Raw genomic sequence first — 23,612 nt, forward strand, 5'->3', positions numbered from 1 at the left:
GTGCCCTGATCGGTGGCGATGGCCAGAGAGATCATGGGGCGGCTAAGGGGGGCGAATGATTATTCGCCCCTACAGCGGCTGTGAACCCACGCACAAATTAGATATAGAGGAGACACAATGGACTGGCTCACCGACCCGCAGGTCTGGATGGCCCTGGTTACCCTGAGCGCACTGGAGATCGTGCTCGGCATCGACAACATCATCTTCATCTCTATCCAGGCGAGCAAGCTTCCCCCGGCCCAGCAGGAGAGGGCGAGACTGACCGGGCTGGGACTGGCGATGTTCATCCGCATTGCGCTGCTCTTCTCGCTTACCTGGCTCATGGGGCTCACCACGCCGCTGTTCAGCCTGCTGGGCAACGCCATCTCCGGCCGCGACCTGATCCTCATCAGCGGCGGTCTGTTCCTGATCTGGAAGAGCACCATCGAGATCCACGAGAAACTCGAAGGGGAAGAGGTGGTGCACGCCGCGAGCGTCGGCGCCACCTTCGGCGCGGTGATCGTGCAGATTCTGCTGCTCGACATCGTCTTCTCGCTCGACTCCATCATCACCGCGATCGGCATGGCCAGCCAGCTCTTCATCATGGTCGCCGCCGTGGTAATCGCCGTCGGCTTCATGATGCTTTTCTCCGGCAAGATCAGCGCGTTCGTTGAACGGCACCCGACCATCAAGATGCTGGCACTGAGCTTCCTGCTCCTGATCGGCGTCTCCCTGATTGGAGAGGGCTTCGGGATGCACATCCCCAAGGGATACATCTACTTCGCCATGGCATTCTCGGTGATGGTGGAGATGCTCAACCTGAGGATGAGGCGGGGCACGCCGGTCAAACTGCATGAGCCGCATCTTGACACAGAGGAGAGGGGCGAATAGCATTCGCCCTTTTGTCTTGACACTTTCTGTACTCATTCGTTATCTTCGCCAGTGCATGCGTAAGTTATTCCCTATCAAATTTTTCTCTTTCCTGCTGCTCGCAGTGATCTTCTGCACCTTTTTGAGTGGAGCCTGTGACAACGCGCACGCACTGGAGCGCTGCGGGGCCGTCACTGACTGCGTGCAGGCCGATTCCCATGTCGACCATGGCTGCGACACCCCCGACTGCCCTTTGCAGGGGGATGCCGGCCATGACGTTTGTGACTTCTGCTGTGACTGCGCCTGCCATGTCTCGCTGAGCGTTGGTCATTTCTCTCTCGGCTACCATCCTGTTTTCGCCGCACTCCAAAGTTTCGACCGCTTTACCTTCATACCCGAAGTTTTCCTTTCCAAGTTCGTTCCCCCGCAGTCACGCGCCTAACACCCCTTTCACGGCCGTAGTACGTCCTTTGCCGGAGCTCGTTCTCCTGGCGTAGTCGCGCCGTGGTCTGCCCATTTTCTTCGTTTATCCCAAAACGCATGCAGGAGGTTTTTCTTGGCAACAACCGCCTTCAGGGGCGCGCGCCTAGCCGTGGCCGTCGCCCTGTCTCTATTGGCAGCCGTACCCGTATTTGCCGAGCCTCAGCCGGTTTCGCTGCAGCAGGCCGTGGCAGCAGCGCTCAACAGCAACCCGGAGCTCGTCTCCTTGCGCAAAGAAGCCGGTGTCCTTGACGCTGCCGCTGTTCGTGCCGGGGTGATCCCCAATCCTACGCTGGAACTGGAAGCGGCCAGTGGCGCACTTACCGGCAGCAGCGACGACAACAACCTCTCCCTGGGGATCTCGCAAGAGTTCCTGCTGGGAGACAAACGAAATAAGCGTCGTGCCGTAGCTGAGCGCGATCAGGCGGTTTTCCGCTGGCTGTTGGCCGATCGCGAGCGCTTGCTCGCGGAGCAGGTCCAGGGCGCTTACTGCGACGTGCTGCTTGCCCAGGAGCGGGTGGGCCTGGCGCGGCGTGCCATCGAACTTAACCGGCAATTGCTCCAGGTCGCCGAAGACCGGCTCGCCGCCGGGGACATCCCGGAACTGGAGATGTACCTGGTGAAGGTCGAACTGACCCGCAGCGAGGGGAGCCTGATCGAACTGCAGCGGGGCCTGCTCGACAGCAGGGCGAAGCTTTTCACGCTGATGGCTCTTGCCCCGGGTGAATCACCCGCTTTGAGCGGCGCCTTTGAGGCCAAAGATGTTCCGGCCAAGGGGGCGGCTGACCTGAAGCAGGTCGCCCTGCAGAACCGTCCCGACCTGAAGGCGCTGCAGGCGACGCTCGGGAAAAGCGACGCGGAGGTCGCACTCGCCGATGCAGAAGGGATCCCCAATCTCACCGCCGGGGTGGCTGTGAGTCGCGACGCCTCGTCCATGGAGATCGGTGGTGTCGAGGGGAAGGAAACTGCCTACACCATCGGCCTCAAGCTCTCCATGCCGATCCCGGTCTTTGACAGCAACAAGGCGGGGCAGCAGGAGGCGCGGGCGAAACGCTCCAGCGCCGAGGTACGTTTCCAGGGTGCGGTCGCCAACGTGGAACGCGAGGTGGAGACGGCCCACGCGAGCCTCGTCAACGCCGAGAAAGTACGGGCCCTGTACCGCTCCAACATCCTGGGTCAGCTCGACGAGAACCTAAAACTGACGCAGGAGGCCTATCGCCTGGGTGAGGTCGGCATTGTCGCGGTGATCGAGGAGCAGAAGAAATACTTCGAGGTCAGCGACAACTACCTCGCCGCCCTGCATGCCAGGGAGGTAGCTTTCAATAGACTTCAATCGGCAGTCGCCGCTGACATCAACGGAGGTGCGCAGTGAACAAGAAGGGAATCATCATCGGGTTGGTCCTGGCAATAGCACTCGGTGGCGGCGTCGCCTACCGTCTCATCAATACCCCCGGAGGTGCCGAACAGGCCGAACATGGCGAGCATGCGGAACCAGGGCACGCCGAAGAGAAGGGCGGCCACGCCGAGGGGAAGGAAGGGAAGGGGCACGACGAGCATGGCGAAAAGCTCGTGAAGATGGCCGTCGAGGTGCAGAAACAAAGCGGGGTGGCGGTGGCTCCCGCCAAGAAAACACAGATGCCCGGCGTGATCAGTGCCACCGGCAAAGTCGAGGCCAATGCCGACCGGATCGCGCACGTCTCGCCGCGCATTTCCGGCAAGATCGTGGCGGTGCGGGCGTCGCTTGGGGAAAGCGTTGGGGCAGGGCAGGTGCTGGCGACCCTTGACAGCGTTGAACTGGGCGAGGCGTTGAGCCGCTACCACCAGTCCAAGACCCGGCTCGCCCTGGCCCAGTCCAACATGGAGCGTGTGAAGGCCCTGGTGGACAAGAAGATCGCGGCAAGAAAGGAGATACTGCAGGCGGAGACCGACTACAAGACGGTGCAGACCGAACTGCACACCGATCAGGAGCGTCTCGCCCTGTACGGCGTTTCGGCGGCGGACCTGAAGGCGGACAGAAGACCGCTCCTCCCGGTGCGCGCCCCGATAGGCGGCGTCATTACCGAGAAGCACGCCATCGTGGGCGAACTCTCCGACCCCGCCAAGAGTCTTTACACCATCGCAGATCTCTCCTCGGTCTGGGTGCTGGTCGACATCCATGAAAAGGATTCGGCCAAGGTGCGCCGGGGCCAAGCCGCGACCGTTGTCGTTAGTGCCTTTCCGGAGACCAAGTTCCGTGGCCGCATCACCTACCTGGCCGACGTCGTCGACCCGACGACCCGCACCATCAAGGCGAGGGTCGAGGTCGCCAATCCCGGCCGAAAGCTGAAACCGGAGATGTTCGCCACCGTGGAACTGGCTACCGCGGCGGATGCTGCGCCGATTCTGGCCGTCCCGGAAGGGGCGATCGTTGAGCTGGAGGGGAAAAAGCTCGTCTTCGTCGCCGAAGGGGACGCCGCTTTCGAGCCGCGCAAGGTTGAACTGGGGCGTGCTTCCGGCGGCATGGTCGAAGTCCTCTCCGGTCTCAAGGAAGGCGAACTGCTGGCCGTTAAGGGGGGCTTCGTCCTTAAATCAGAGTTATTAAAGGGCGAGATCGCGGGACACGACCACTAAGGAGACCAGCACCCATGCTTGAAAGAACAGTTGCTTACATGCTGAAGCAGAAGGGAATGGTCATCTTCCTGGCGCTGGTGATCGTCGTCTTCGGCTTCTATTCCTATCAAAAACTCCCCATCGACGCTTTCCCTGATGTAACCAACATCCAGGTCGAGGTGGTGAGCCATGCGGACGGGCTCTCGGCGGTCGAGATCGAGCGCAACGTCACCTATCCCATCGAGATGGCGATGCGCGGCCTTCCCGATATCGAGCAGCTCCGCTCCGTCACCAAGTTCGGCCTTTCCATCGTAACCGTGGTCTTCAAGGACAACGTCGACATCTACTTCGCGCGGCAGCTGGTCTTCGAGCGGCTGGCCGAGGCGCGGGAAAAGGTCCCCAAGGGGGTCGAGGTGGCCATGGGCCCCATCGGTACCGCCATGGGGGAGATCTACCAGTACACGCTTGAAGGAAAGGCGCCGCAGGACCCGGATGCGAAGCGGGCATACCTGACCAATCTGCGCACCGTCCAGGAATGGGTGGTCTCCCCGCAGTTGAAGAGCGTCCCGGGCGTCAACGAGATCAACTCCTTCGGCGGCTACTTCAAGCAGTACCAGGTGGTGGTTTCCCCTGACAAATTAATCAAGTACGGTGTCACCGTGGACGACGTGCACGACGCCATCGGTAGCAACAACAGTAACGTCGGCGGCAACGTGCTGGAACGCGACAGCGACCAGTACATCGTGCGTGGCGTTGGCCTGATCCAGAGCACCTGGGACATCGAACATATCGTCCTCAAGTCGCAGGGGGGGACGCCGGTCTACCTGCGCGACGTGGCCCAGGTAAGAATCGGCGAGGCCGTTCGCATGGGTGCCGCCGTCAAGGACGCCTCGGGCGAGGCGGTAGGGGGCATCGTGATGATGCTCCGCGGTGAAAACAGCCGCGACGTGGTGGCCCGGGTAGCCGCCAAGGTTAAGGAGATCAACGAGAGCAACATGCTCCCCGAGGGCGTGAAGCTCGTGCCGTACTATGACCGCAGCGACATCGTCAAGGCGAGCGTCGCCACGGTGAACAAGGCGCTCATCGAGGGCGCCTTGCTGGTACTCGTGGTCCTGTATCTTCTCCTGAACAGCATCCGCGGCAGCATCGTGGTGCTCATGGCGCTGCCGTTGTCCCTTCTGGCGACCTTCATCGTGATGAAGCTGACCGGCATCACCGCGAACCTCATGTCCCTCGGCGGTCTCGCCATCTCCATCGGCATGATCATCGATACCACCATCATCCAGGTGGAAAACGTGCAGCGACACCTGAGCGAGGCGGGGGAGGGGCAGCCGAAGCTTAAAACCGTACTGAGGGCCGTGATGGAGGTGCGCAAGCCGAGCATCTTCGGGGAGCTCATCATCGCGCTCACCTTCATCCCCATCCTGACCCTGGAGGGGATCGAGGGGAAGATGTTCGGCCCCCTCGCCATCACCGTCGCCATCGCGCTATTGGCGTCGCTGCTCCTCTCCATCTTCATCATCCCGGTCCTTTGCAGCATCATCCTGAAACCGCAGCCGGAGCAGGAAAGCCGGATTATGGTCTGCGCCAAGGAGCAGTACCTGCCGCTTCTGGAGTACGCGCTGAATAAAAGGAAAGTCGTTCTCGCCGTTGCGGGGGGGCTGCTGGCCTTCTCGCTGTTCCTGGTGACGAGGCTTGGCACCGAGTTCATGCCCATCATGGATGAAGGTTCCTTCGACATGGACATCGCCATGCTCCCGGGGGTCTCCCTGGCGAAGGCTCTCGAGGTGAACCAGCAGGCCACGGCGAAGCTGAAGAAGTTCGACGAGCTGGACGTGGTGGTGGGGCGGATCGGGCAGACCGGCGTCGCCCTCGACACCCGCGGGCCCGACAAGACCGGGTATGTCGGCGTGTTCAAGCCGAAGGAGCAGTGGAAGCGTGACATCTCCAAGGAGGAGTTGACCAACGAGATGAGGGAGTCGCTTGAGACCATCCCGGGCATAAGCTTCGGCTTCAGCCAGCCGATCCAGTGCCGCATCGACGAACTGGTGGCGGGTACGCGCGCCCAACTCATCGTGAAGCTGTTCGGCGAAGACCTCGACGTGCTGCGCGACAAGTCCGCCGAAATCGCCAAGATCCTGGGTACGGTGCGCGGCGGCACGGACCTGAACACCGAGAAGGTTTCCGGGCAGCCCTATCTCACCGTGACCATCGACCGCGCCAAAATCGCCCGTTATGGGCTCAACATAAGCGACGTGCAGAAGGTGATAGAAATCGCCGTGGCAGGAAAGGCCGCTTCCACCTTCTACGAGGCGAGCCGCAGTTTCGACATCACGGTCCGGCTGCCGGAGGAGAAGAGAAATTCACTGGAAGCGATCCAGAACCTCCTCATCTCCACCAAGTCCGGCATGAATATACCTCTTGACCAACTGGCCGAGGTGAAGATGGTGGAGGGGCCGGTGCAGATCAGCCGCCAGGACGGGGTGAGAAGGATCGGTATCGAGATGAACGTGAGTGGCCGGGATATCGGGAGCTTCGTAGCTGAAGCCAAGCAGAAGATCAAGGACCAGGTCAAGCTTCCCTCCGGCTACTACCTCACCTGGGGCGGGCAATTCGAAAACCAGCAGCGCGCCATGAACAGGCTGATGATCATCGGCCCGGTGGCGGTCGCCCTGATTCTGCTGCTGCTCTACGTCACCTTCCGTTCAATTCGCCTCGCGCTCCTGGTGATCTCGAACCTCCCCTTCGCGCTGATCGGCGGGATCTTCTCGCTGTTCCTCTCGGGGCAGTACCTTTCGGTGCCCGCATCGGTCGGCTTCATCGTCCTCTTCGGGGTCGCGGTGCTGAACGGCCTCGTGATGGTATCCCGCATTGCCCAGTTGCGGGAGGAGGGGCTTGGTCTTGAAGAAGCGGTACGAAAGGGAGCCCTGGATCGGCTCCGACCGGTCCTTATGACGGCTTCCATAGCGATCTTCAGCCTCATGCCCATGTTGCTGGCAACGGGTACCGGGTCCGAGATCCAGAAGCCCCTTGCGACCGTCGTGGTCGGTGGTCTGATAACCTCGACCTTGCTGACATTGCTGATTATCCCATCGGTCTACGGGTGGTTCGAGAAGAAGGACGACGCTGAAGTTCGATGACCTGCCAAGCGTACGGCATGAGGAGGTTCACAATAAACGTAACGGTTCAAACGATGTAATGTAATTGCGCCATAGCACTCCTCCTCGTGCTATGGCGCCTTTTTTTTGGCAACGGTTACTGTCGTGCTCCGCGCCCGGAACAGTACTACACCCGGGATCAAAACAAGGAGTGCTCGAACGAGAGGTAGGCGAGAACCCCGTATTCGTGGTCGCTCGGGCCAACGCCGATAGGAAAGGAGATTCCCGGCACGATCTGGAGACCCGAGGCGAAGTTGATCGCCCACCGCACACCGGGATTTACAAACAGCGCCGACTCTGATTTCGTGGTGCCGGGGCCGGTCACCGACTGCCCTGAGGTACCTGCGACCTCCAGCATGAGGTTGAAATTAGGACTTGCAAGATAGATCACACTGGCGCCGTAATTCATGCCAACGGTATCAGCCTTGTTACCCGCTTCGTCCTTGGCGTCGGGCGCATAAGTAAAGCCGAGGTTCAGGTGGGTAACAACCTTGTCGCTGAGTTCGACGCTGACCGGGAGGTTGGTCTGGAATCCGACGGTGCCCGCACCTAACCCCTTGTGATAATCGCCAGTGGGCAGGATGAGGGAGAGCCGCGGCGCAAAGGCGGTTTTTTCCGTGAACAGGGCCTGGTAGCGGTAGTTGAGGAGTACGTCACCCAGCCCCGTCTCCGATGGAGTGCTGTCGGTCCGCTGAACAGGCAACGTGTATGAAAGCTGGTGCGTCTGCCCCGGTACCGGCCATTCCTGAGTGAACGTGTAGAGCCAACCGCCGCCTTTCATGTACTGCCACGACTGGATGTGCTGGACCACGCCCGGTTCCTGGTTGTATGCCTCCTCAATCAGGAAGGAATTGTCCTGGATCTTCTTCTCCTCAGCCGTGTAGGCGTTGACCGCCGGCATGAGCATAAAAATAGCAAGAGCGAGTAACGTTCTGACTGAGGTTGGCATAGGAAGTCTCCTGACTTGAGATGGGGTGACGTGGTCGCCACTTTATAGTTTATCGGCCCTGATGCCGCATCGCTTTAAGCAAAACAAGCCACACTCGCAACAACTCCTCAAGCCGCCTCCTCCTTCATGCCTTCAGTGTTCCCCCCCCTTGTCTTTGCCTGATCAAACAGGTGCCGCGCCTGGAAACTCTGGTTTGGGGGGCGGCCTCCCTGTAGAACATTTCGACAATTTTTACTTCTTTTTCCGTTTGATCAAAAGTTTGCCTTTACTAAACCGTCAGAGCTGTTGTAAAGTGTCGCGCGGTCGGGGGTCAGGCCACTCATTAGAGAGCCTGCTCGTGTTCTATTTTCAACCTCTGACTTATTTGCCAATCCGTATCAGGTTTACCAACAGCTTGCTTATTTCCAAACGCTTATGGTATACATCGGTAGCTATTCCCCTGTTTTATTTTGAGTAAAATTTAACCTTGATCCCGGCCCGATGACGGGTCGTGATTTTTGGTCAGACAAATCCAGTCGGAAGGAAGTCGACATGTTCTTACAACAGCTAGTAAACGGCGTGGCCCTGGGGAGCGTCTACGCGCTCATCGCCCTCGGCTACACCATGGTGTACGGGATCATCACCCTGATCAACTTCGCCCACGGCGAGATCTTCATGGTCGGGGCCTTCATCGGACTGCTGCTGGTCTCCTACTTCAAGGTCAACGTCTTCGTCGCCATCATCGGTGCCATGATCTTCTGCATGATCATGGGGGTCCTCATCGAACTGATCGCGTACCGCGCCCTGAGGAAGTCGTCCCGCCTTTCCGCACTGATCTCCGCGATTGGCGTTTCCATCTTCCTCTCGTCGCTGGCGCTGATGGTATTCGGTGCAGACGCCAAGGGCTTCCCGGACGGTGCCTTCCCGGTGCGGCAGATCCATGTCGGGAGCGCCGACATCTCCACCCTGCAGATCCTCATTATCGGTGTTTCGGCGGTCCTCATGATGGGCCTCGAGTTCATCGTCCAAAAGACCAAGATCGGCAAGGCGATGCGTGCGACCTCCGAGGACTACAACACCTCGGCGCTGATGGGGATCAACGTGAACCGCGTCATCTCCTTCACCTTCGCCCTCGGCTCCGCGCTCGCGGCGGCCGGCGGGGTGCTGGTCGGCGTCCTCTTCAACGCGGTCTCCTTCAACATGGGGCTGATGGCCGGCCTCAAGGCCTTCGCCGCCGCGGTCCTGGGCGGGATCGGCTCCATCCCCGGCGCGATGCTGGGCGGTCTGCTCCTGGGCGTCTCCGAGGTGTTCGGCGTCGCCATCGGCTACTCGTCCTACCGTGACGCCATCGCCTTCACCATCCTGGTGCTGGTGCTCCTCGTCAAGCCGACCGGCCTGCTTGGTCAAAAAATTACAAAGAAGGTATAGATTCGATGGCAGACTTCCTGAACAGCTTGGTCGGCTCGATCGACCCGTACATGTTGCAGATCCTCGTCAACGTCGGCATCGCTATCGTGCTGGCGCTGGGGCTTAACGTCATCACCGGCCTGACCGGGCAGCTCTCCCTGGGGCACGCCGCGTTCATGAGCATCGGCGCCTTCACCAGCGCCATGGTGACCATCAAGACCGGCCTTCCCTTCGTGGCCAACCTCGCCGTGACCGGCGTGGTGACCGCCATCGTGGCGGCGGCGATCGGGTTCCCGATCCTGAGGCTCACCGGCGATTACCTGGCCATCTGCACGCTGGGCTTCGCGGAGATCGTCAAGGTCTTCTTCCTGAACTTCGAGCCGACCAACAAGGCGCTCGGCCTCACCGTGCCGCCGGCAAAAACCTCCATCCCGATGCCGATCTACGTATGGGTGGTGGCCATCCTCGCCATAGTCCTCGTCACCTTCGTACAGAACTCCCGCTTCGGGCGCGCTCTGAAGGCGATCCGTGAGGACGAGATCGCGGCCGACGCCATGGGGATCAACACGGCGCGCTACAAGATCCAGGCCTTCGCGCTGGGCTCCTTCATGGCCGGCATCGGCGGCGGTCTCTACGCGCACTTCCTGAGCTACATCAATCCCTCCGACTTCGGCTTCCTGAAATCGGTCGACATCCTGGCCATGGTCGTTCTGGGCGGCCTGGGCAGCGTCCCGGGTGCCGTCATCGGCTCCTCCGTGCTCGCCTCGGCTCCGGAATTCCTGCGCTTCATGTCCCAGTACCGCATGCTGGTGTACGGCGCGCTGCTGGTGTTCCTGATGGTGTTCCGCCCCAACGGACTTCTGGGCGGCGTCAACGTCACCGAACTGCTGCTGCGGGCAATCGGCAGGAAGCCGGCTGGAAAGTAACTTACTTAAATAACTCACGAAACGAGAGTAACGCATGGCTATTCTTAAACTCGATAACGTCACCATCCGCTTCGGCGGCCTGGTCGCCGTGGACAAGGTAAATCTCGAGGTCGAGAAGGGGAACATCATGGCCCTGATCGGGCCCAACGGCGCCGGCAAGAGCACCATGTTCAACCTGATCACCGGCATCTACACCCCGACCGAGGGACAGATCTCCTTCATGGGTGAGAGCATCTCCGGCAAGCCGGCCTTCAAGATCGCCGCCTCCGGCATCGGCAGGACCTTCCAGAACATCAGGCTCTTCACCCAGCTGACCGTGCTCGAGAACGTCCTGATCGGCGCCCACACCCAGGGGAGCTTCGACCTCACCGGCGCCGCCCTCAAATTCCTGCCGTGGGTGCGCCGCGAGGAGAAGGAACTGACCGAACTGGCCATGTCCTGTCTGAAGCAGGTGGACCTGACCCACAAGGCCTACGAACTGGCGGGGAACCTCCCGTACGGCGAGCAGCGTCGCCTCGAGATCGCCCGCGCCCTCGCCATCAAGCCGCAGATCATTCTTCTGGACGAGCCGGCCGCCGGCATGAACCCGCAGGAGAAGCTGGTTCTCGCCGAGATGGTCAAGGCCATCAGCAAGACCGGCATCACCGTCTTCCTGGTCGAGCACGACATGAAGTTCGTCATGGGGATCTCCGATCGCATCGCCGTTCTCGACTACGGTGTCAAGATCGCCGAGGGTACTCCGGAAGAGATCCGGAAGAACCCGAAGGTCATCGAGGCGTATCTCGGCAAAGGAGCAGCGGATGCTTAAGGTAGAGAATATCAGCGTGAACTACGGCGCCATCAAGGCGCTGCAAAACGTTTCCTTCCAGATCAACCAGGGTGAGATCGTGGCGCTGATCGGCGCCAACGGCGCCGGCAAGACCACCATCCTGAACACCATCTCCAACATCGTCCCGTCGGTAGCCGGCAAGATCACCTACCTGGACAAGGAGATCACCAAGCTGCCGCCGCACGAGATCGTCAAGCTGGGCATTTCGCAGGTCCCGGAAGGGCGCCGCGTCTTCGCCAAGATGAGCGTGCTCGAAAACCTCGAGATGGGCGCTTATACGAGAAGCGACAGCGAGATCGGCTCCGACATGGAGAAGATCTTCCAACGTTTCCCGCGCCTTAACGAGCGCAAGAAGCAGCCCGCCAAGACCCTTTCCGGCGGTGAGCAGCAGATGCTGGCCATGGGCCGGGCGCTCATGTCCCGCCCGAAACTCCTCCTCCTGGACGAGCCCTCCATGGGCCTCGCCCCGATGCTGGTCGAGCAGATCTTCCAGATCATCCAGGAGATCAACGCCAGCGGCACCACCATCCTCCTCGTCGAGCAGAACGCCAACATGGCGCTCTCCATCGCCCATCGCGCCTACGTCCTCGAGACCGGCGAGGTGGTGCTGCAGGGCGACGCCAAGGAACTCGCCTCGAACCCCGAAGTGAGAAAGGCTTACCTGGGAGAGTAGGGTGTCTGACACCACAACCAAACCTTGGATCAACCCCTACCTGGCCATCCTGGTAGGGGTTTTTGCTGTCTCCTTCTCCTCCATCCTGGTGAGGGTCTGCACGGCTCCCCCCCTGGTGATCGCGGCCTACCGGCTCATCTTCACCTTCTGCTTCCTCGCGCCCTTCACCCTTTGGGGCGGCGCGCCCGCCCTGCGCGGCATGACTGCGCGGCAGGTCCGCCTCTCCGCCGCCAGCGGTGTATTCCTCGCGCTGCACTTCGTCACCTGGTTCATCTCGCTCAAGTACACCTCCATCGCCAGCTCCGTGGTACTGGTTACCACCCAACCGCTTTTCGTCGTGCTCGGCTCCTGGATCTTTTTCAAGGAGCGGGTGCCGCGCAAGGCGCTCTACGGCTGTTTCCTGGCCTTCGTGGGAAGTGTCGTGATCGGTGCCACCGACTTCCAGGTGGGGCAGCAGGCCTTCATCGGCGATCTTTTGGCACTCTTCGCCGCGGTCATGGTGTCCGGGTACCTTTTGATCGGCAGGAGGCTGCGCCACGGCCTGCCGCTGACTGGCTACACCTTCGTCACCTACGGCGCCAGCGCGGTTACTCTGAGTGCGGCGGCTGCCGTGGGCGGAGTGCCGTTCTACCCGTACCCCGGTCAGGACTGGCTTATCTTCGTCGCTCTGGCGCTGGTTTGCACCATCCTCGGGCACACCGTGTTCAACTGGGTGCTGCGCTACGTGCAGGCTTCCGTGGTTTCGGTCAGCATCCTGGGGGAGCCGTTGGGGGCCATCCTGTGGGCGGCCGTGTTCCTCGGCGAGAACCCGACGCAGCGTCAGGTTCTCGGCGGATCGATCATCTTCGCCGGGCTGTACCTCTTTACCAGGGTTACGGCTAAAACCGACAAACCATTAGCCACGGAGAACATCTGAGAAAATCGGAGCAAACCTTTAAACGGGTTATGGCCTTTCTCAGACGTTCTCAGATTTTCTCCGTGGCCAACGGTTTTGATTCTATGACTTTCTCAGGAGGAAGGCAGGAATGGATTCAGCATTGAGTGCAAGCGCGAAACGGGTACAGGATGCACTGAACAGCTTCGGTGTCGATTGCCGTGTCAAGGAGCTCGGGGAGAGCACCCGCACCGCCGTCGATGCGGCTAACGCCGTCGGCTGTGAGGTCGGGCAGATCGTTAAGTCGCTGGTGTTCCGCGGCAAGCAGAGCGGCAAGGCGGTGTTCGTGGTCGCAAGCGGCGCCAACATGGTGAACGAGAAGGTGCTGGCCGCCCTTATGGGTGAGAAGATCGAGCGGGCGACCCCGGACTTCGTGCGCGAGCAGACCGGCTACGCCATCGGCGGGGTATCCCCGGTAGGACATCCGGCACCGCTTACCACCTTCATAGACGAGGACCTGCTTGGCTACCAGGAACTCTGGGCCGCCGCCGGCACGCCCAACGCCGTCTTCGCGCTGACTCCGGAGCAACTCTGCCACATCACGGCAGGGGAGGTCGCGGCTATCAAAAAATAGGCGCCGCCGTCGTCGTATCGGGTCCACTGTAGGGGCGAATAATTTTCGCCCTCCATCGCCCAGATTGCCTCTCTAGCCGTCTGCGTTGCTGGGGCACCATCGCTGGGCAAATGATTATTTGCCCCTACAGAACCTCACCCGACCCCTTTCCGGGGAAGGTGGCGAGATGGTAGGCAATGGTTTCGTTGTAGGGGCGAATAATCATTCGCCCGTCCACTCCCTCGCCCTGAGGGAGAGGGAGCTTTTTTTGACCGGGATGTCGCGGCAATGCTGCCGCTAATTTACAAAGAGCAGAGCAAAGGACACAGGCAAGGACATGCAAAACGTAAAAGTAACCAAGGCACGGGACAGCTTTACCACGGGTTTAGGAGTCATCGCCGCAACGCTCGGTTCGGCGGTGGGATTGGGCAACATCTGGAAGTTCCCCGCGCTGACCGGCCTGAACGGCGGGGCCGCCTTCATCATCGTCTACCTGCTCTCGACCCTGATGGCGGGCCTCGTGGTCATGGTCGCCGAACTCATGCTGGGGCGCCGCTCCAAGTCGGACGCGCTCACCACCTTCAAGGTGCTGCACCCGAAAAATCCCGCCTGGGCCCTTATCGGTGCGGCGGGCGTACTCTCGGCCTTCCTGATCCTCGCCTTCTACACCGAGGTGGCGGGCTGGGTCTTCGCCTACATCTTCAAGGCGGCCTCCGGCAGCATCCTCTCCGCCGACCCCAAGGTCACCTCGGCCGGCTTCGAAAAGCTGATCACTGACCCGGTGCAGTCCGTATTCTGGCAATGCCTGGTGCTGGTGTTCGTCGGCGCCATCATCATCGCCGGCGTCTCCAAGGGGATCGAGAAGACCACCAAACGCCTCATGCCGGTACTGTTCCTGATCCTGGTCATGATCGGTGTCCGTAGCCTGATGCTCCCCGGCGCCGCGGCCGGCCTCGAATTCCTGTTCCGCCCCGACTTCTCCAAGGTGACCGGCGGCGTCGTCCTCACCGCCATGGGGCTCGCCTTCTTCAAGCTTTCCGTCGGCATGGGCACCATGATCACCTACGGAAGCTACTTCCGCGATGACCAGAACATCCCGATGACCGCGCTGCGCGTCATGCTGGCCGACCTCACGGTTTCCATCCTGGCCGGCGTCGCGATCTTCCCGGCCGTCTTCACCTACGGCTTCAAGCCGGAAGCGGGGCCCTCGCTGCTCTTCATCACCATTCCCGCGGTGTTTTCGCAGATGCCGTTCGGCAACGTGTTCGTGGTGCTCTTCTTCGTGCTCGGCGCCATCGCCGCGACCGGCGCCATGCTTTCCATTCTCGAAGTCCCGGTTGCCTACCTGCACCAGCGCTTCGGCGTGTCCCGCTTCAACTCGACCGTGCTGACCGTGGCCCTGCTGGCAGTGATCGGCTCCACCGCCGCGCTCTCCAACAGCCTGCTGGCCAACTTCAAGCTCTTCGGTATGACCATGTTCGACCTCTACGACTTCCTGACCTCGAACTTCCTGATGCCGGTCGGCGGCCTGTTTATCTGCCTCTTTGTCGGCTGGGTGTGGGGGGATGAGAAGGTGAGGGCGGCTCTTTCCAACGACGGGCAGTTGAAAAACGGCGCCATCATCAGTATCTTCTTGTTCCTTGTGAAGTACGTTGCGCCCATCACCATCACCGTTATCCTGCTGCGCGGGCTCAAGATTATCTAGTCACCGAAAAATAAAAGCTCCCTCCCCCGGAGGGGGAGGGCTGGGGAGGGGGAAGGGGACGTCGTTAGCGTCAGGCTTTCCCCCCACCCGACCTCCCCCCTCCGGGGGGAGGAAAAATGGACCTGCTCCCCCTCCTAGGGAGGAGACGTGGACCCGTTAGTATAAGGATATCTGCCACATGAGCAACTCTTCCGAACATACCGAGCTCACCGCTGCGCAAAAAAGCCGCCAGGGCGTCATCTACGGCCTGGCGGCTTACCTTTGCTGGGGCTTCTTCCCCGTATACTTCAAGAGCGTCAAGGTCGTCCCGCCCCTGGAGATGGTCTCGCACCGGATCGTCTGGTCGCTCGCGTTCCTAGTGCTGCTCATCACCTGGAAAGGGGGGTGGCCCGCCACGATCGAGGTGTTGAAGCGCCCGAAGTCGCTGGCTGTCCTCTTTGCCACCACCATCCTCATCGCCACCAACTGGCTGGTCTTCATCTACGCCATCAGCGTGGGCGAAGTGCTGCAGTCGAGCCTGGGCTACTTCATCAATCCGCTGGTTAACGTGCTGCTCGGCTTTCTGTTTCTGCGCGAGCGGCTGGAGCGCCCGCAGTGGATCAGTCTCGCCCTTGCCTTCACCGGCGTCCTCTATCTTGCCATCCAGTACGGCAGCATGCCGTGGATCTCGCTGATCCTGGCGCTCTCCTTCGGGCTCTACGGGCTGATCCGCAAGGTGCTGCACGTCGAGCCGTTGGTCGGTCTTACCGTCGAAACCCTGCTCCTCATGCCCTTCGCGCTCTTCTACCTGGTGCAGTTGAACCACAAGGGGACCGGCATCTTCCTCACCCACGGTGTCGCGTTGGACGTGCTGATCCCGATGTCCGGCGTGGTGACCGCCATCCCCTTGCTGCTCTTTGCCGCCGCCGGGAAGAAGCTGCGCCTGGCCACCATCGGCTTTCTGCAGTACATCACCCCCACCATGCACTTCCTGCTCGCCATCACCCTCTTTGGCGAGACCTTCACCCACACTCACTTGATCAGTTTCCTGTTCATCTGGGCCGGCCTCGTTCTCTACTCCATCCACGCCTACCGCACTGTCAGAGGGTAGTTCGGAACTGGTTTAGTAGACAGTGTCGTGGTCGCCGATGTTCACCGGGGTGATTTGTTCATCGACTACCAAAAACTCCATGGTAATTCGGTACGACAGCGTGATTGATATGGAATGAAGGCCGCTCAGCCGCCCCGTTAGTCGGTGCAGCCTGAGCGAGGGGTGGAAAGGGTTTGCCTGCAGTAGCTTGAGAGTCTTTAGGTATGCCGGTTCCAACTCAGGGTGAAGTTTCAGAAAACGTCTTGCTCGCTTCTCGTACTGCTTGGTGAAGACCAGGCGGTACTTCATGCTTCATCACCTGCTTTTATTCTCTTCAAATGTTCTTCAGGGGTTGATACCACATACCGACCTGCTGCGATGTCATCGTTGCTTTGAGCCAGCGCTGCTTCTAATTCACATTCGCGCAGGTAATGAAAATGCTCAATAGGCATGACCACATAACGGGTCTTACCGCGAACCGAGATGATGGCTTCCGAATCCTGACTCAATGCTGCCTCTATCGCAGCAACACCGCGGGTCTTAAGCTCGTTTGCGCTTATCGATGACATCCTGCTTCACCTCTTTCTTATAGTGTCCTTTATGGTTCTCTCTAGAGTACGGTTAAAAGTATCATGTCCCGTTTGATGCGTCAATTTCTCTTGCGGTCCTTGCCTGCCGTATTCCCCGTTGCATATTGCATGCGTTTATGCATAATGGTCGCCGGCGCTATTTCTGCCGGAGGTTTTTATGACTGAAGCAGTACCCGGAACTATTGCAGCACTTGATCTGGAAGAGATGGCGCGGCAGATGCGAGCGTTTCAGGATCTGACGCGTGAGCTTGACGCCATCATCGATTCTTCCTCGGACGGGCTCTGGATTTGCGACGCTGATGCAGTTGTTATCCGCATCAACCCGGCTTCCGAGCGGATCAATAACATCACCGCCGCCGAGGTTATTGGCAAGAACATGCACGAACTGCTGGACCAGGGCTTCATCGACCGCTCGGCGGCTCTGGAAGCTTTGACCACGGGCAAGGTGGTAAGCCAGTTGCAGAACCGGCAGGGGCGCAAGCTGATCTCGACCGGTACACCGGTCCTCGACGCCAACGGCCACGTGATCCGGGTCGTGGTCAGCGAGCGGGACGTCACGGAGATCGACAACTTGCAGCGCGAGCTGGAGGAGCAGGAGGCGCTTCGGGACCAGTTCCGCAGCCACATGCTGGAGATGCAACAGGCCGACCTCGCCTCGCGCAGCGTCATCGCCCGCAGTCCGCTCATGGTCAACGCGCTGAAGCAGGCGCTCAAGGTGAGTGCGGTGAACTCGACCGTGCTTATCCTCGGCGAATCCGGCGTCGGCAAGGGGCTGATCGCGGAGTTGATCCACAAGAACTCCAGCCGCGCCGACAAACCGCTCATCGAAATCAACTGCGGCGCCATTCCCGAATCCCTCATAGAATCCGAGCTCTTCGGCTACGAGAAGGGGGCCTTCACCGGCGCGCAGGCGAGCGGCAAGCCTGGTTATCTCGAACTTGCCGACGGCGGCATCCTGTTCCTGGACGAGATCGCGGAACTGCCCCAAGCCGCCCAGGTAAAGCTGCTCCGGTTCCTGGAAAATGGACGCGTGGTGCGGCTCGGGGGGACCAAGGCCCGGACGCTCGATGTCAGGATACTGGCGGCAACGCACCGGAATCTTGACCAGATGGTCAAGGACGGGACCTTCCGGCTCGACCTCTACTACCGATTGAACGTGATCCCGATCCATGTGCCGGCGCTCCGGGAGCGGCGCGACTGTATCCTGCCGCTGGTTCGCCATTACGTGGACCTGTTCGGCGCCCGCGACTCGATCCGCAAGCGTCTGACCCGCGCCGCCTCGGACGCGCTTTTGGCCTACGATTACCCCGGTAATGTCAGGCAGTTGATGAACATCTGCGAGAGGCTCGTGGTCATGACGGAAACGGACCTTATCGACGTCAAGGATCTGCCTGCGGAAATTGCCGCGGGCGGAGGGCAGGCCGCGGCGGCCGGCGGGGTCTGGCACGACGAGGTGACCCTGCAGGAAACGCTGGATAAGGTGGAAAGGGCGATCCTGGAAAAGGCGCTCGCCAAGCACGGCAACCAGGTGCGCATGGCGGAGGCGCTGGGGGTGAACCAGTCGACCATTGCCAGGAAGTTGAAGAAGCACGGGATCGCCTAGGCCGACTGGGCAACCTTTGCTACGGTGTCACGATCCTGTAGGGGCGAATAATTATTCGCCCAGCGCCGATGCCCCCACGATTGCCCGTGCCACCGACGGCGCCGGTGCGGTACGGGGGGGCGAATGATTATTCGCCCCTACAGTGGACCTGGAATACGGTGGTATGCAATGCTGCATATTGCGCTCCGGCCATTCTGACTTTGCTGCCGCTTTAAGATGTAGTTTGCCATGTATCGATCTATAAAATCCCTCCCTCATTCATTACCATTCTCCCCAGAAATGCTATAATACTTCCGGCTGTTTAGCCGGATGAAGCGCCTTCCCTTACGGCTGTTCCTTCCTGCCGACCGCCTCCACGTCTCCACTAGGATCGAAATCGTATACCGGCTGGCACAGCTTGTGCTCTTGCTTTACACGTTTATGATTTCCTCTTGGAACAACCTGTAATAAAGGAGCCTTTGGATGAACAACACCGAACTGAACAACAAAGTCATTGCACGGGGCAAGGAGTTCTTCTCCACCATCTCCGGCGAAAAGCCGTCTCTCTTCAACAAGGGCGCCTGGATGGGCAAGGTGATGGACTGGAGCATGCAGAACGAAACCTTCAAGATCCAGATGTTCCGCTTTGTCGACGTCTTCCCGTCCCTCACCACCGGCAAGCTCCTCACCGACCACATCCGCGAGTACTTCGGCGAAGAGAAGGATATGCCGCCGGTCCTCTCTACCGGCGCCAAGGTGGCCGGTATGCTCGGCTCCTTCGGCGGGGCGATGCTGAACAAGTTCCTCACCACCAACATCCAGGAGATGGCGCGCCAGTTCATCGTGGGCGAGAACACCAAGGAAGCCATCAAGAACATGGAGCGCCTGAGAAAGGACGGCTTCGCGTTCGTCGTGGACGTGCTTGGCGAGGCGACGCTTTCCGAGAAGGAAGCGGACATCTACATGAACACCTACCTTGAGCTCCTCGATTCGCTCAAAAAGGAGTACAAGGACTGGAAACCGCTGCCGGGCAAGGGGGGCGACGCCAACCTCGACTGGGGGCACGCGCCGAAGGTCAACGTGGCCGTGAAGCCGACCGCGCTCTTCTGTCTCGCCAACCCGCAGGACTTCGAAGGCTCCGTGGTCGCCATCCTGAACCGCGTCAGGAAGATCGCCCAGAAGGTCATGGAACTGAACGGCTTCCTCTGCATCGACATGGAGTCCTACCGCCACAAGGACATTATCATCGAGGTGTACAAGCGGCTTAAGCTGGAGTTCCCCAACTACGACCAGTTCGGCATCGTGCTCCAGGCGTACCTGGTGGACACCGACAAGGACCTGCCGGAACTGCTCGCCTGGGCCCGCCAGAAGAACGTGAAGATCTCCATCCGCCTGGTGAAGGGCGCCTACTGGGACATGGAAACCGTCAAGGCAAAGCAGAACGACTGGGCCATCCCGGTCTGGACCATCAAGGCCGAGTCCGACGCCGCCTACGAGCGCCAGGCGAGGATGATCCTCGAGAGCTCCGACATCTGCCACTTCGCCTGCGCTTCCCACAACATCCGGACCATCTCCGCGGTCATGGAGATGGCCAAGGAGCTGAACGTTCCCGACGAGCGTTACGAGTTCCAGGTGCTCTACGGCATGGCCGAGCCGGTCAGAAGGGGCATCCTGAAGGTCGCCGGCCGCATCCGCCTCTACTGCCCGTACGGCGACATGGTGCCTGGCATGGGCTACCTGGTCCGCCGCCTGCTGGAGAATACCGCCAACGAATCCTTCCTGCGCCAGAGCTTCGCCGAGGACGCGCAGATCGAGCGCCTGCTCGAGGACCCGGAGATCACCGCCCAGCGCGAACGCGCCGCACGCGCCGCCACGAAGAAGGCGGAAGCCAAGGGCCCCGGAGGCCTGAAGCCGTTCTACAACGAGGCCATGGTCGACTTCACCCGCGCCGACCACCGCTCCGCGTTCCCGAAAGAAATCGCCGAAGTGAGAAAGCAGCTCGGCAAGACCTACCCGCTCTTCATCAACGGCAAGGAAGTGAAGACCGCCGACACCATCCCGTCGGTGAACCCGAACAAGCCGTCCGAGACCATCGGCGTCATCTGCCAGGCCGGCACCAAGGAAGTGGGCGACGCCATCCAGGCCGCCAAGAAGGCATTCCCGGCATGGCGCGACACCGACCCGAAGGACCGCGCCCAGTACCTGATCAAGGCAGCCGCCGTTGCGCGCCGCCGCATCTTCGAGCTTTCCGCCTGGCAGGTACTCGAAATCGGCAAGCAGTGGGACCAGGCCTACGCCGACGTCTGCGAGGCGATCGACTTCCTCGAGTACTACGCCCGCGAGATGATCACCCTGGGCACCCCCAAGCGCGTGGGCAACGCGCCGGGCGAGCTGAACCACTACTTCTACGAGCCCAAAGGGGTCGCCGCGGTCATCGCTCCCTGGAACTTCCCGCTGGCCATCAGCCTCGGCATGACCTCCGCCGCCATCGTGGCCGGTAACTGCGTGGTGTTCAAGCCTTCCGGCATCACCTCCGTCATCGGCTACCACATCGTGGAACTGTTCCGCGAAGTCGGCCTCCCCGAAGGCGTCTTCAACTACACCCCGGGCCGCGGCTCCGTCATGGGCGACTTCCTGGTGGACAGCCCCGACGTCTCCCTGATCGCCTTCACCGGCTCCATGGAAGTCGGCCTCAGGATCATCGACCGCGCCGCCAAGGTCTACCCGGGCCAGGAGAACGTCAAGAAGATCGTCTGCGAGATGGGGGGCAAGAACGCCATCATCATCGACGACGACGCCGACCTGGACGAGGCGGTGCCGCACGTCCTCTACTCCGCCTTCGGCTTCCAGGGGCAGAAGTGCTCCGCCTGCTCGCGCGTCATCGTGCTCGACGCGGTGTACGACAAGTTCGTCGAGCGTCTGGTCTCCATGGCGCAGGCGACCCTGGTCGGCCCCTCCGAGGATCCGGCGCACTACATGGGCGCCGTCGCCGACGACAAGGCGATGAAGACCATCAAGGAGTACGCCGAGATCGGCAAGAAGGAAGGGCACGTGCTCTACGAGAGCAAGGTCCCCAGCGACGGCGGCTACTACGTCCCGATGACCATCATCGGCGGCATCAAGCCGGAGCACAGGATCGCCCAGGAGGAGATCTTCGGACCGGTCCTCGCCGTGATGCGCGCGAAGGACTTCGACCAGGCCATCGAGTGGGCCAACTCCACCAAGTTCGCCCTGACCGGCGGCGTCTTCTCCAGAAGCCCCGAGCACCTGGCCCAGGCGCGTCGCCAGTTCCGCGTCGGCAACCTGTACCTGAACCGCAACAACACCGGCGCCCTCGTCGGCCGCCAGCCCTTCGGCGGTTCAAAGATGTCCGGCGTCGGCACCAAGGCGGGCGGGCACGACTACCTGCTGCACTTCATGGACCCGAGGGTGGTCACCGAGAACACCATGCGCCGCGGCTTCGCACCGGTCGAGGAGGACGACGACTGGGTCGCGTAAGTGGGCAGGGGTGGTGGTTGAACTGTTGTAGGGGCAGATAAATATGTGCCCAGCCGCCGTGGGCCGATCGGTGACGATGGCGAGAGAGGCCGAGGCGGCAGATGCTGTAACGGCGGGCGAATCATTATTCGCCCCTATCGAAGCAATCGAGGTGACAATGGCGCCTGCACTTTTTAAGAGTGCAGGCGCTTTTTCCGTTTGAACTTCCTCTCTCAGTTCCTCCCATAAATCCACGCCGTGGAGGCGGAAGCTCATAACCTATTGCTCTCACTATGTGGTCAATTTTGTTTACCAAGTACCCCTTTACGGTTTACGTATTGCGCCCTTTTTTTCCTTGATTTGTGCCCTTTTTTGACATAATCTACCGGGTCGTAAAATAATTTTAATTTAATCTTGGAGGGTCCTATGCCTGCTGCACCGGGAACGTCGAAATTCCAGATAGAACTGCGCCGTCATCTGCGCGGCCAGAACATCAGTGACAACCTCGTGCACCTCATCTGCGAGATTGCCGAGGCCAGCAAGTACGTCATTAACGCGGTGCGCACCGGTGACCTGGGTGTCGCCGGTACTTCGAACCTCTACGGCGAGGAGCAGCTTGCCCTCGACGTGCTCTCCGACCGCATCATGCGGAAACGTCTGATCCACTCCGGCGTCGTCTGCAACATCGCCTCCGAGGAAATGGACGAGATCTACCAGGCCCAGGCCAGCGCCGACGGGCTGTACTCGGTCGCCTACGATCCCTTGGACGGTTCCTCCCTGGTCGACGTGAACCTCGCCGTCGGCACCATCGTCTCCATCTATGAAGGGTGCGACCTGCTCCAACCGGGCCGCAACCAGGTCGCCGCCATGTACATACTGTACGGACCGAGGGTCTCCCTGGTCTACACCGTGGGTGACGGCGTGCACGAGTTCACCATGAACAACCTGATGGAGTTCACCCTGACCCGCGAGAACATCAGGATGCAGGAAGAGGGGAACATCTACGCTCCGGGCGGCCTCAGGAACAAGTACAACGACGGCGACGAGAAGTTCATCCGCCACCTGGAGGCCAAGGGGTGCAAGCTGCGCTACTCCGGCGGCTTCGTTCCGGACATCAACCAGGTGCTGATGAAAGGGAAGGGGCTCTTCATGTACCCGGCGCTCAAGGGCTCGCCCAACGGGAAGCTGCGCGTGTTGTTCGAGCTCAACCCGATGGCGTTCATCATCGAGCATGCCGGCGGCGCCGCCAGCAACGGGAAAATCCCGATCCTCGACATCGTTCCCGAGTCGCTCGACCAGAGGGCGCCGATCTACATCGGCTGCAAGTCCGACGTCAAAGTGGCCACCGACTTCCTCAAGGAGGGAGTTCAGGAACCCGCAGCTGCCGCATCGTTTGTCAACGGCTAGGCTTTTGTTGTAACATTGGTCGTCCCGCGATGATTTTCGCTAAAGTTGTCACGCTGCGGGGCGATAAAAGTATTGACCGCAATTCTCAGAGGTAAGAAATGGATACTAGTACCAAAAGGTTGTGCAGCGAAATCCAGCTTTTCGATCTGTGCGATCTCGACACCTGCACCTGCAAGGAAGGGCGTTTCTGCACCAATCCGGCCATACTGGCCCGTTTCGAGGCTATCAAGGAAGAGGATGACCGCCCGCAGTACCTCGCCGACGAATTCGACGAGGAAGAAGAGGATGCTGACGACGACCTTGATGCATTCGGTGATGACGATTACGAGGACGAAGAACAGTAATCGTTTCGATCTTTAGAGGTGAACCAAGAGAACCGCTTCTCCAAAAAAGGGCGGTTCTTTTACTATCGCCCTGTGCTGCTGACAGAGACTTTGATACGCCCGGCTTGGCAAA

20 protein-coding genes are annotated in these 23,612 nt (G+C 60.4%); 16 read left to right on the forward strand and 4 right to left on the reverse strand.

Annotated features, from left to right (window positions below; all coding sequences use genetic code 11):
* The first annotated feature begins 117 nt into the window (after positions 1 to 117).
* The gene (locus KOL99_RS11635) at positions 118 to 870 is read left to right on the forward strand and encodes a TerC family protein (protein ID WP_216510637.1); all 753 of its coding nucleotides are present in this window, start codon (positions 118 to 120) and stop codon (positions 868 to 870) included.
* A 64-nt stretch (positions 871 to 934) separates the two neighbouring features.
* Here KOL99_RS11635 and KOL99_RS11640 read toward each other — a convergent pair whose 3' ends face one another.
* Complete coding sequence (locus tag KOL99_RS11640; RefSeq protein ID WP_216510638.1) at positions 935 to 1,180, reverse strand: hypothetical protein; 246 nt, start codon at positions 1,178 to 1,180, stop codon at positions 935 to 937.
* A 225-nt stretch (positions 1,181 to 1,405) separates the two neighbouring features.
* On the opposite strand from KOL99_RS11640, the gene KOL99_RS11645 reads away from it, so the two are divergent.
* From KOL99_RS11645 to KOL99_RS11655, 3 genes are read left to right on the forward strand one after another with little or no spacing between them, the layout of a single operon-like run.
* Entirely contained in the window at positions 1,406 to 2,701 is a 1,296-nt protein-coding gene (locus KOL99_RS11645) for a TolC family protein (protein ID WP_216510639.1), read from the forward strand.
* Positions 2,698 to 3,939: an efflux RND transporter periplasmic adaptor subunit gene (locus KOL99_RS11650; protein WP_216510640.1), complete on the forward strand. Its 1,242-nt coding sequence runs from the start codon at positions 2,698 to 2,700 to the stop codon at positions 3,937 to 3,939. The genes KOL99_RS11645 and KOL99_RS11650 overlap by 4 nt, the downstream gene beginning before the upstream one ends.
* Positions 3,940 to 3,953: 14 nt before the next feature.
* A complete protein-coding gene (locus KOL99_RS11655) occupies positions 3,954 to 7,058 on the forward strand; it encodes an efflux RND transporter permease subunit (RefSeq protein ID WP_216510641.1) in 3,105 nt (1,034 codons plus the stop codon).
* A 157-nt stretch (positions 7,059 to 7,215) separates the two neighbouring features.
* Here the strand turns inward: KOL99_RS11655 and KOL99_RS11660 are convergent, their stop codons facing one another.
* Positions 7,216 to 8,025 carry a transporter gene (locus KOL99_RS11660; RefSeq protein WP_236026064.1) on the reverse strand — a complete coding sequence of 270 codons (810 nt, stop codon included), beginning with the start codon at positions 8,023 to 8,025 and terminating at the stop codon, positions 7,216 to 7,218.
* Positions 8,026 to 8,556: 531 nt separating this feature from the next.
* Between KOL99_RS11660 and KOL99_RS11665 the strand changes: the two genes are divergently transcribed.
* The 8 genes from KOL99_RS11665 to rarD all read left to right on the forward strand — a co-directional run bounded on the left by KOL99_RS11665 (position 8,557) and on the right by rarD (position 16,121).
* Positions 8,557 to 9,432, forward strand: a complete 876-nt coding sequence (locus KOL99_RS11665) for a branched-chain amino acid ABC transporter permease (protein WP_216499028.1) — start codon at positions 8,557 to 8,559, stop codon at positions 9,430 to 9,432.
* A gap of 5 nt (positions 9,433 to 9,437) precedes the next feature.
* Complete coding sequence (locus KOL99_RS11670) at positions 9,438 to 10,337, forward strand: branched-chain amino acid ABC transporter permease (RefSeq protein WP_216510642.1); 900 nt, start codon at positions 9,438 to 9,440, stop codon at positions 10,335 to 10,337.
* A 34-nt stretch (positions 10,338 to 10,371) separates the two neighbouring features.
* Positions 10,372 to 11,145, forward strand: coding sequence for an ABC transporter ATP-binding protein (locus KOL99_RS11675; protein ID WP_216510643.1), 774 nt, complete (start codon positions 10,372 to 10,374; stop codon positions 11,143 to 11,145).
* Positions 11,138 to 11,839, forward strand: coding sequence for an ABC transporter ATP-binding protein (locus tag KOL99_RS11680; protein WP_216510644.1), 702 nt, complete (start codon positions 11,138 to 11,140; stop codon positions 11,837 to 11,839). Before KOL99_RS11675 ends, KOL99_RS11680 begins: the two co-directional genes overlap by 8 nt.
* Before the next feature lies 1 nt (position 11,840).
* A complete protein-coding gene (locus tag KOL99_RS11685) occupies positions 11,841 to 12,755 on the forward strand; it encodes a DMT family transporter (RefSeq protein WP_216510645.1) in 915 nt (304 codons plus the stop codon).
* A gap of 109 nt (positions 12,756 to 12,864) precedes the next feature.
* On the forward strand, positions 12,865 to 13,347 hold the full coding sequence (locus KOL99_RS11690; RefSeq protein ID WP_216510646.1) for a YbaK/EbsC family protein: 483 nt from the start codon (positions 12,865 to 12,867) through the stop codon (positions 13,345 to 13,347).
* A gap of 316 nt (positions 13,348 to 13,663) precedes the next feature.
* Positions 13,664 to 15,031 carry a sodium-dependent transporter gene (locus KOL99_RS11695; RefSeq protein WP_216510647.1) on the forward strand — a complete coding sequence of 456 codons (1,368 nt, stop codon included), beginning with the start codon at positions 13,664 to 13,666 and terminating at the stop codon, positions 15,029 to 15,031.
* A 178-nt stretch (positions 15,032 to 15,209) separates the two neighbouring features.
* Positions 15,210 to 16,121 (forward strand): EamA family transporter RarD, encoded by a 912-nt coding sequence (gene rarD, locus KOL99_RS11700; RefSeq protein ID WP_216510648.1) that lies wholly within the window; start codon positions 15,210 to 15,212, stop codon positions 16,119 to 16,121.
* Positions 16,122 to 16,133: 12 nt separating this feature from the next.
* Here rarD and KOL99_RS11705 read toward each other — a convergent pair whose 3' ends face one another.
* Both KOL99_RS11705 and KOL99_RS11710 read right to left on the reverse strand, forming a co-directional pair.
* Positions 16,134 to 16,409 (reverse strand): type II toxin-antitoxin system RelE/ParE family toxin, encoded by a 276-nt coding sequence (locus KOL99_RS11705; protein WP_216510649.1) that lies wholly within the window; start codon positions 16,407 to 16,409, stop codon positions 16,134 to 16,136.
* A complete protein-coding gene (locus tag KOL99_RS11710) occupies positions 16,406 to 16,669 on the reverse strand; it encodes a type II toxin-antitoxin system Phd/YefM family antitoxin (RefSeq protein WP_216510650.1) in 264 nt (87 codons plus the stop codon). The genes KOL99_RS11705 and KOL99_RS11710 overlap by 4 nt, the downstream gene beginning before the upstream one ends.
* 178 nt (positions 16,670 to 16,847) lie before the next feature.
* Here KOL99_RS11710 and KOL99_RS11715 point away from each other — a divergent pair, with 178 nt between their 5' ends.
* The 4 genes from KOL99_RS11715 (at position 16,848) to KOL99_RS11730 (ending at position 23,500) form a co-directional block, all read left to right on the forward strand.
* A complete protein-coding gene (locus KOL99_RS11715) occupies positions 16,848 to 18,293 on the forward strand; it encodes a sigma-54 interaction domain-containing protein (RefSeq protein WP_216510651.1) in 1,446 nt (481 codons plus the stop codon).
* 462 nt (positions 18,294 to 18,755) lie between these two features.
* Positions 18,756 to 21,770, forward strand: a complete 3,015-nt coding sequence (gene pruA / locus KOL99_RS11720; RefSeq protein WP_216510652.1) for an L-glutamate gamma-semialdehyde dehydrogenase — start codon at positions 18,756 to 18,758, stop codon at positions 21,768 to 21,770.
* A 405-nt stretch (positions 21,771 to 22,175) separates the two neighbouring features.
* Positions 22,176 to 23,156 (forward strand): class 1 fructose-bisphosphatase, encoded by a 981-nt coding sequence (locus KOL99_RS11725; protein WP_216510653.1) that lies wholly within the window; start codon positions 22,176 to 22,178, stop codon positions 23,154 to 23,156.
* A gap of 98 nt (positions 23,157 to 23,254) precedes the next feature.
* Positions 23,255 to 23,500: a hypothetical protein gene (locus KOL99_RS11730; protein ID WP_216510654.1), complete on the forward strand. Its 246-nt coding sequence runs from the start codon at positions 23,255 to 23,257 to the stop codon at positions 23,498 to 23,500.
* Positions 23,501 to 23,612: the final 112 nt, after the last annotated feature.

Source organism: Geomonas azotofigens, from assembly GCF_018919395.1.
GTDB lineage: Bacteria > Desulfobacterota > Desulfuromonadia > Geobacterales > Geobacteraceae > Geomonas > Geomonas azotofigens.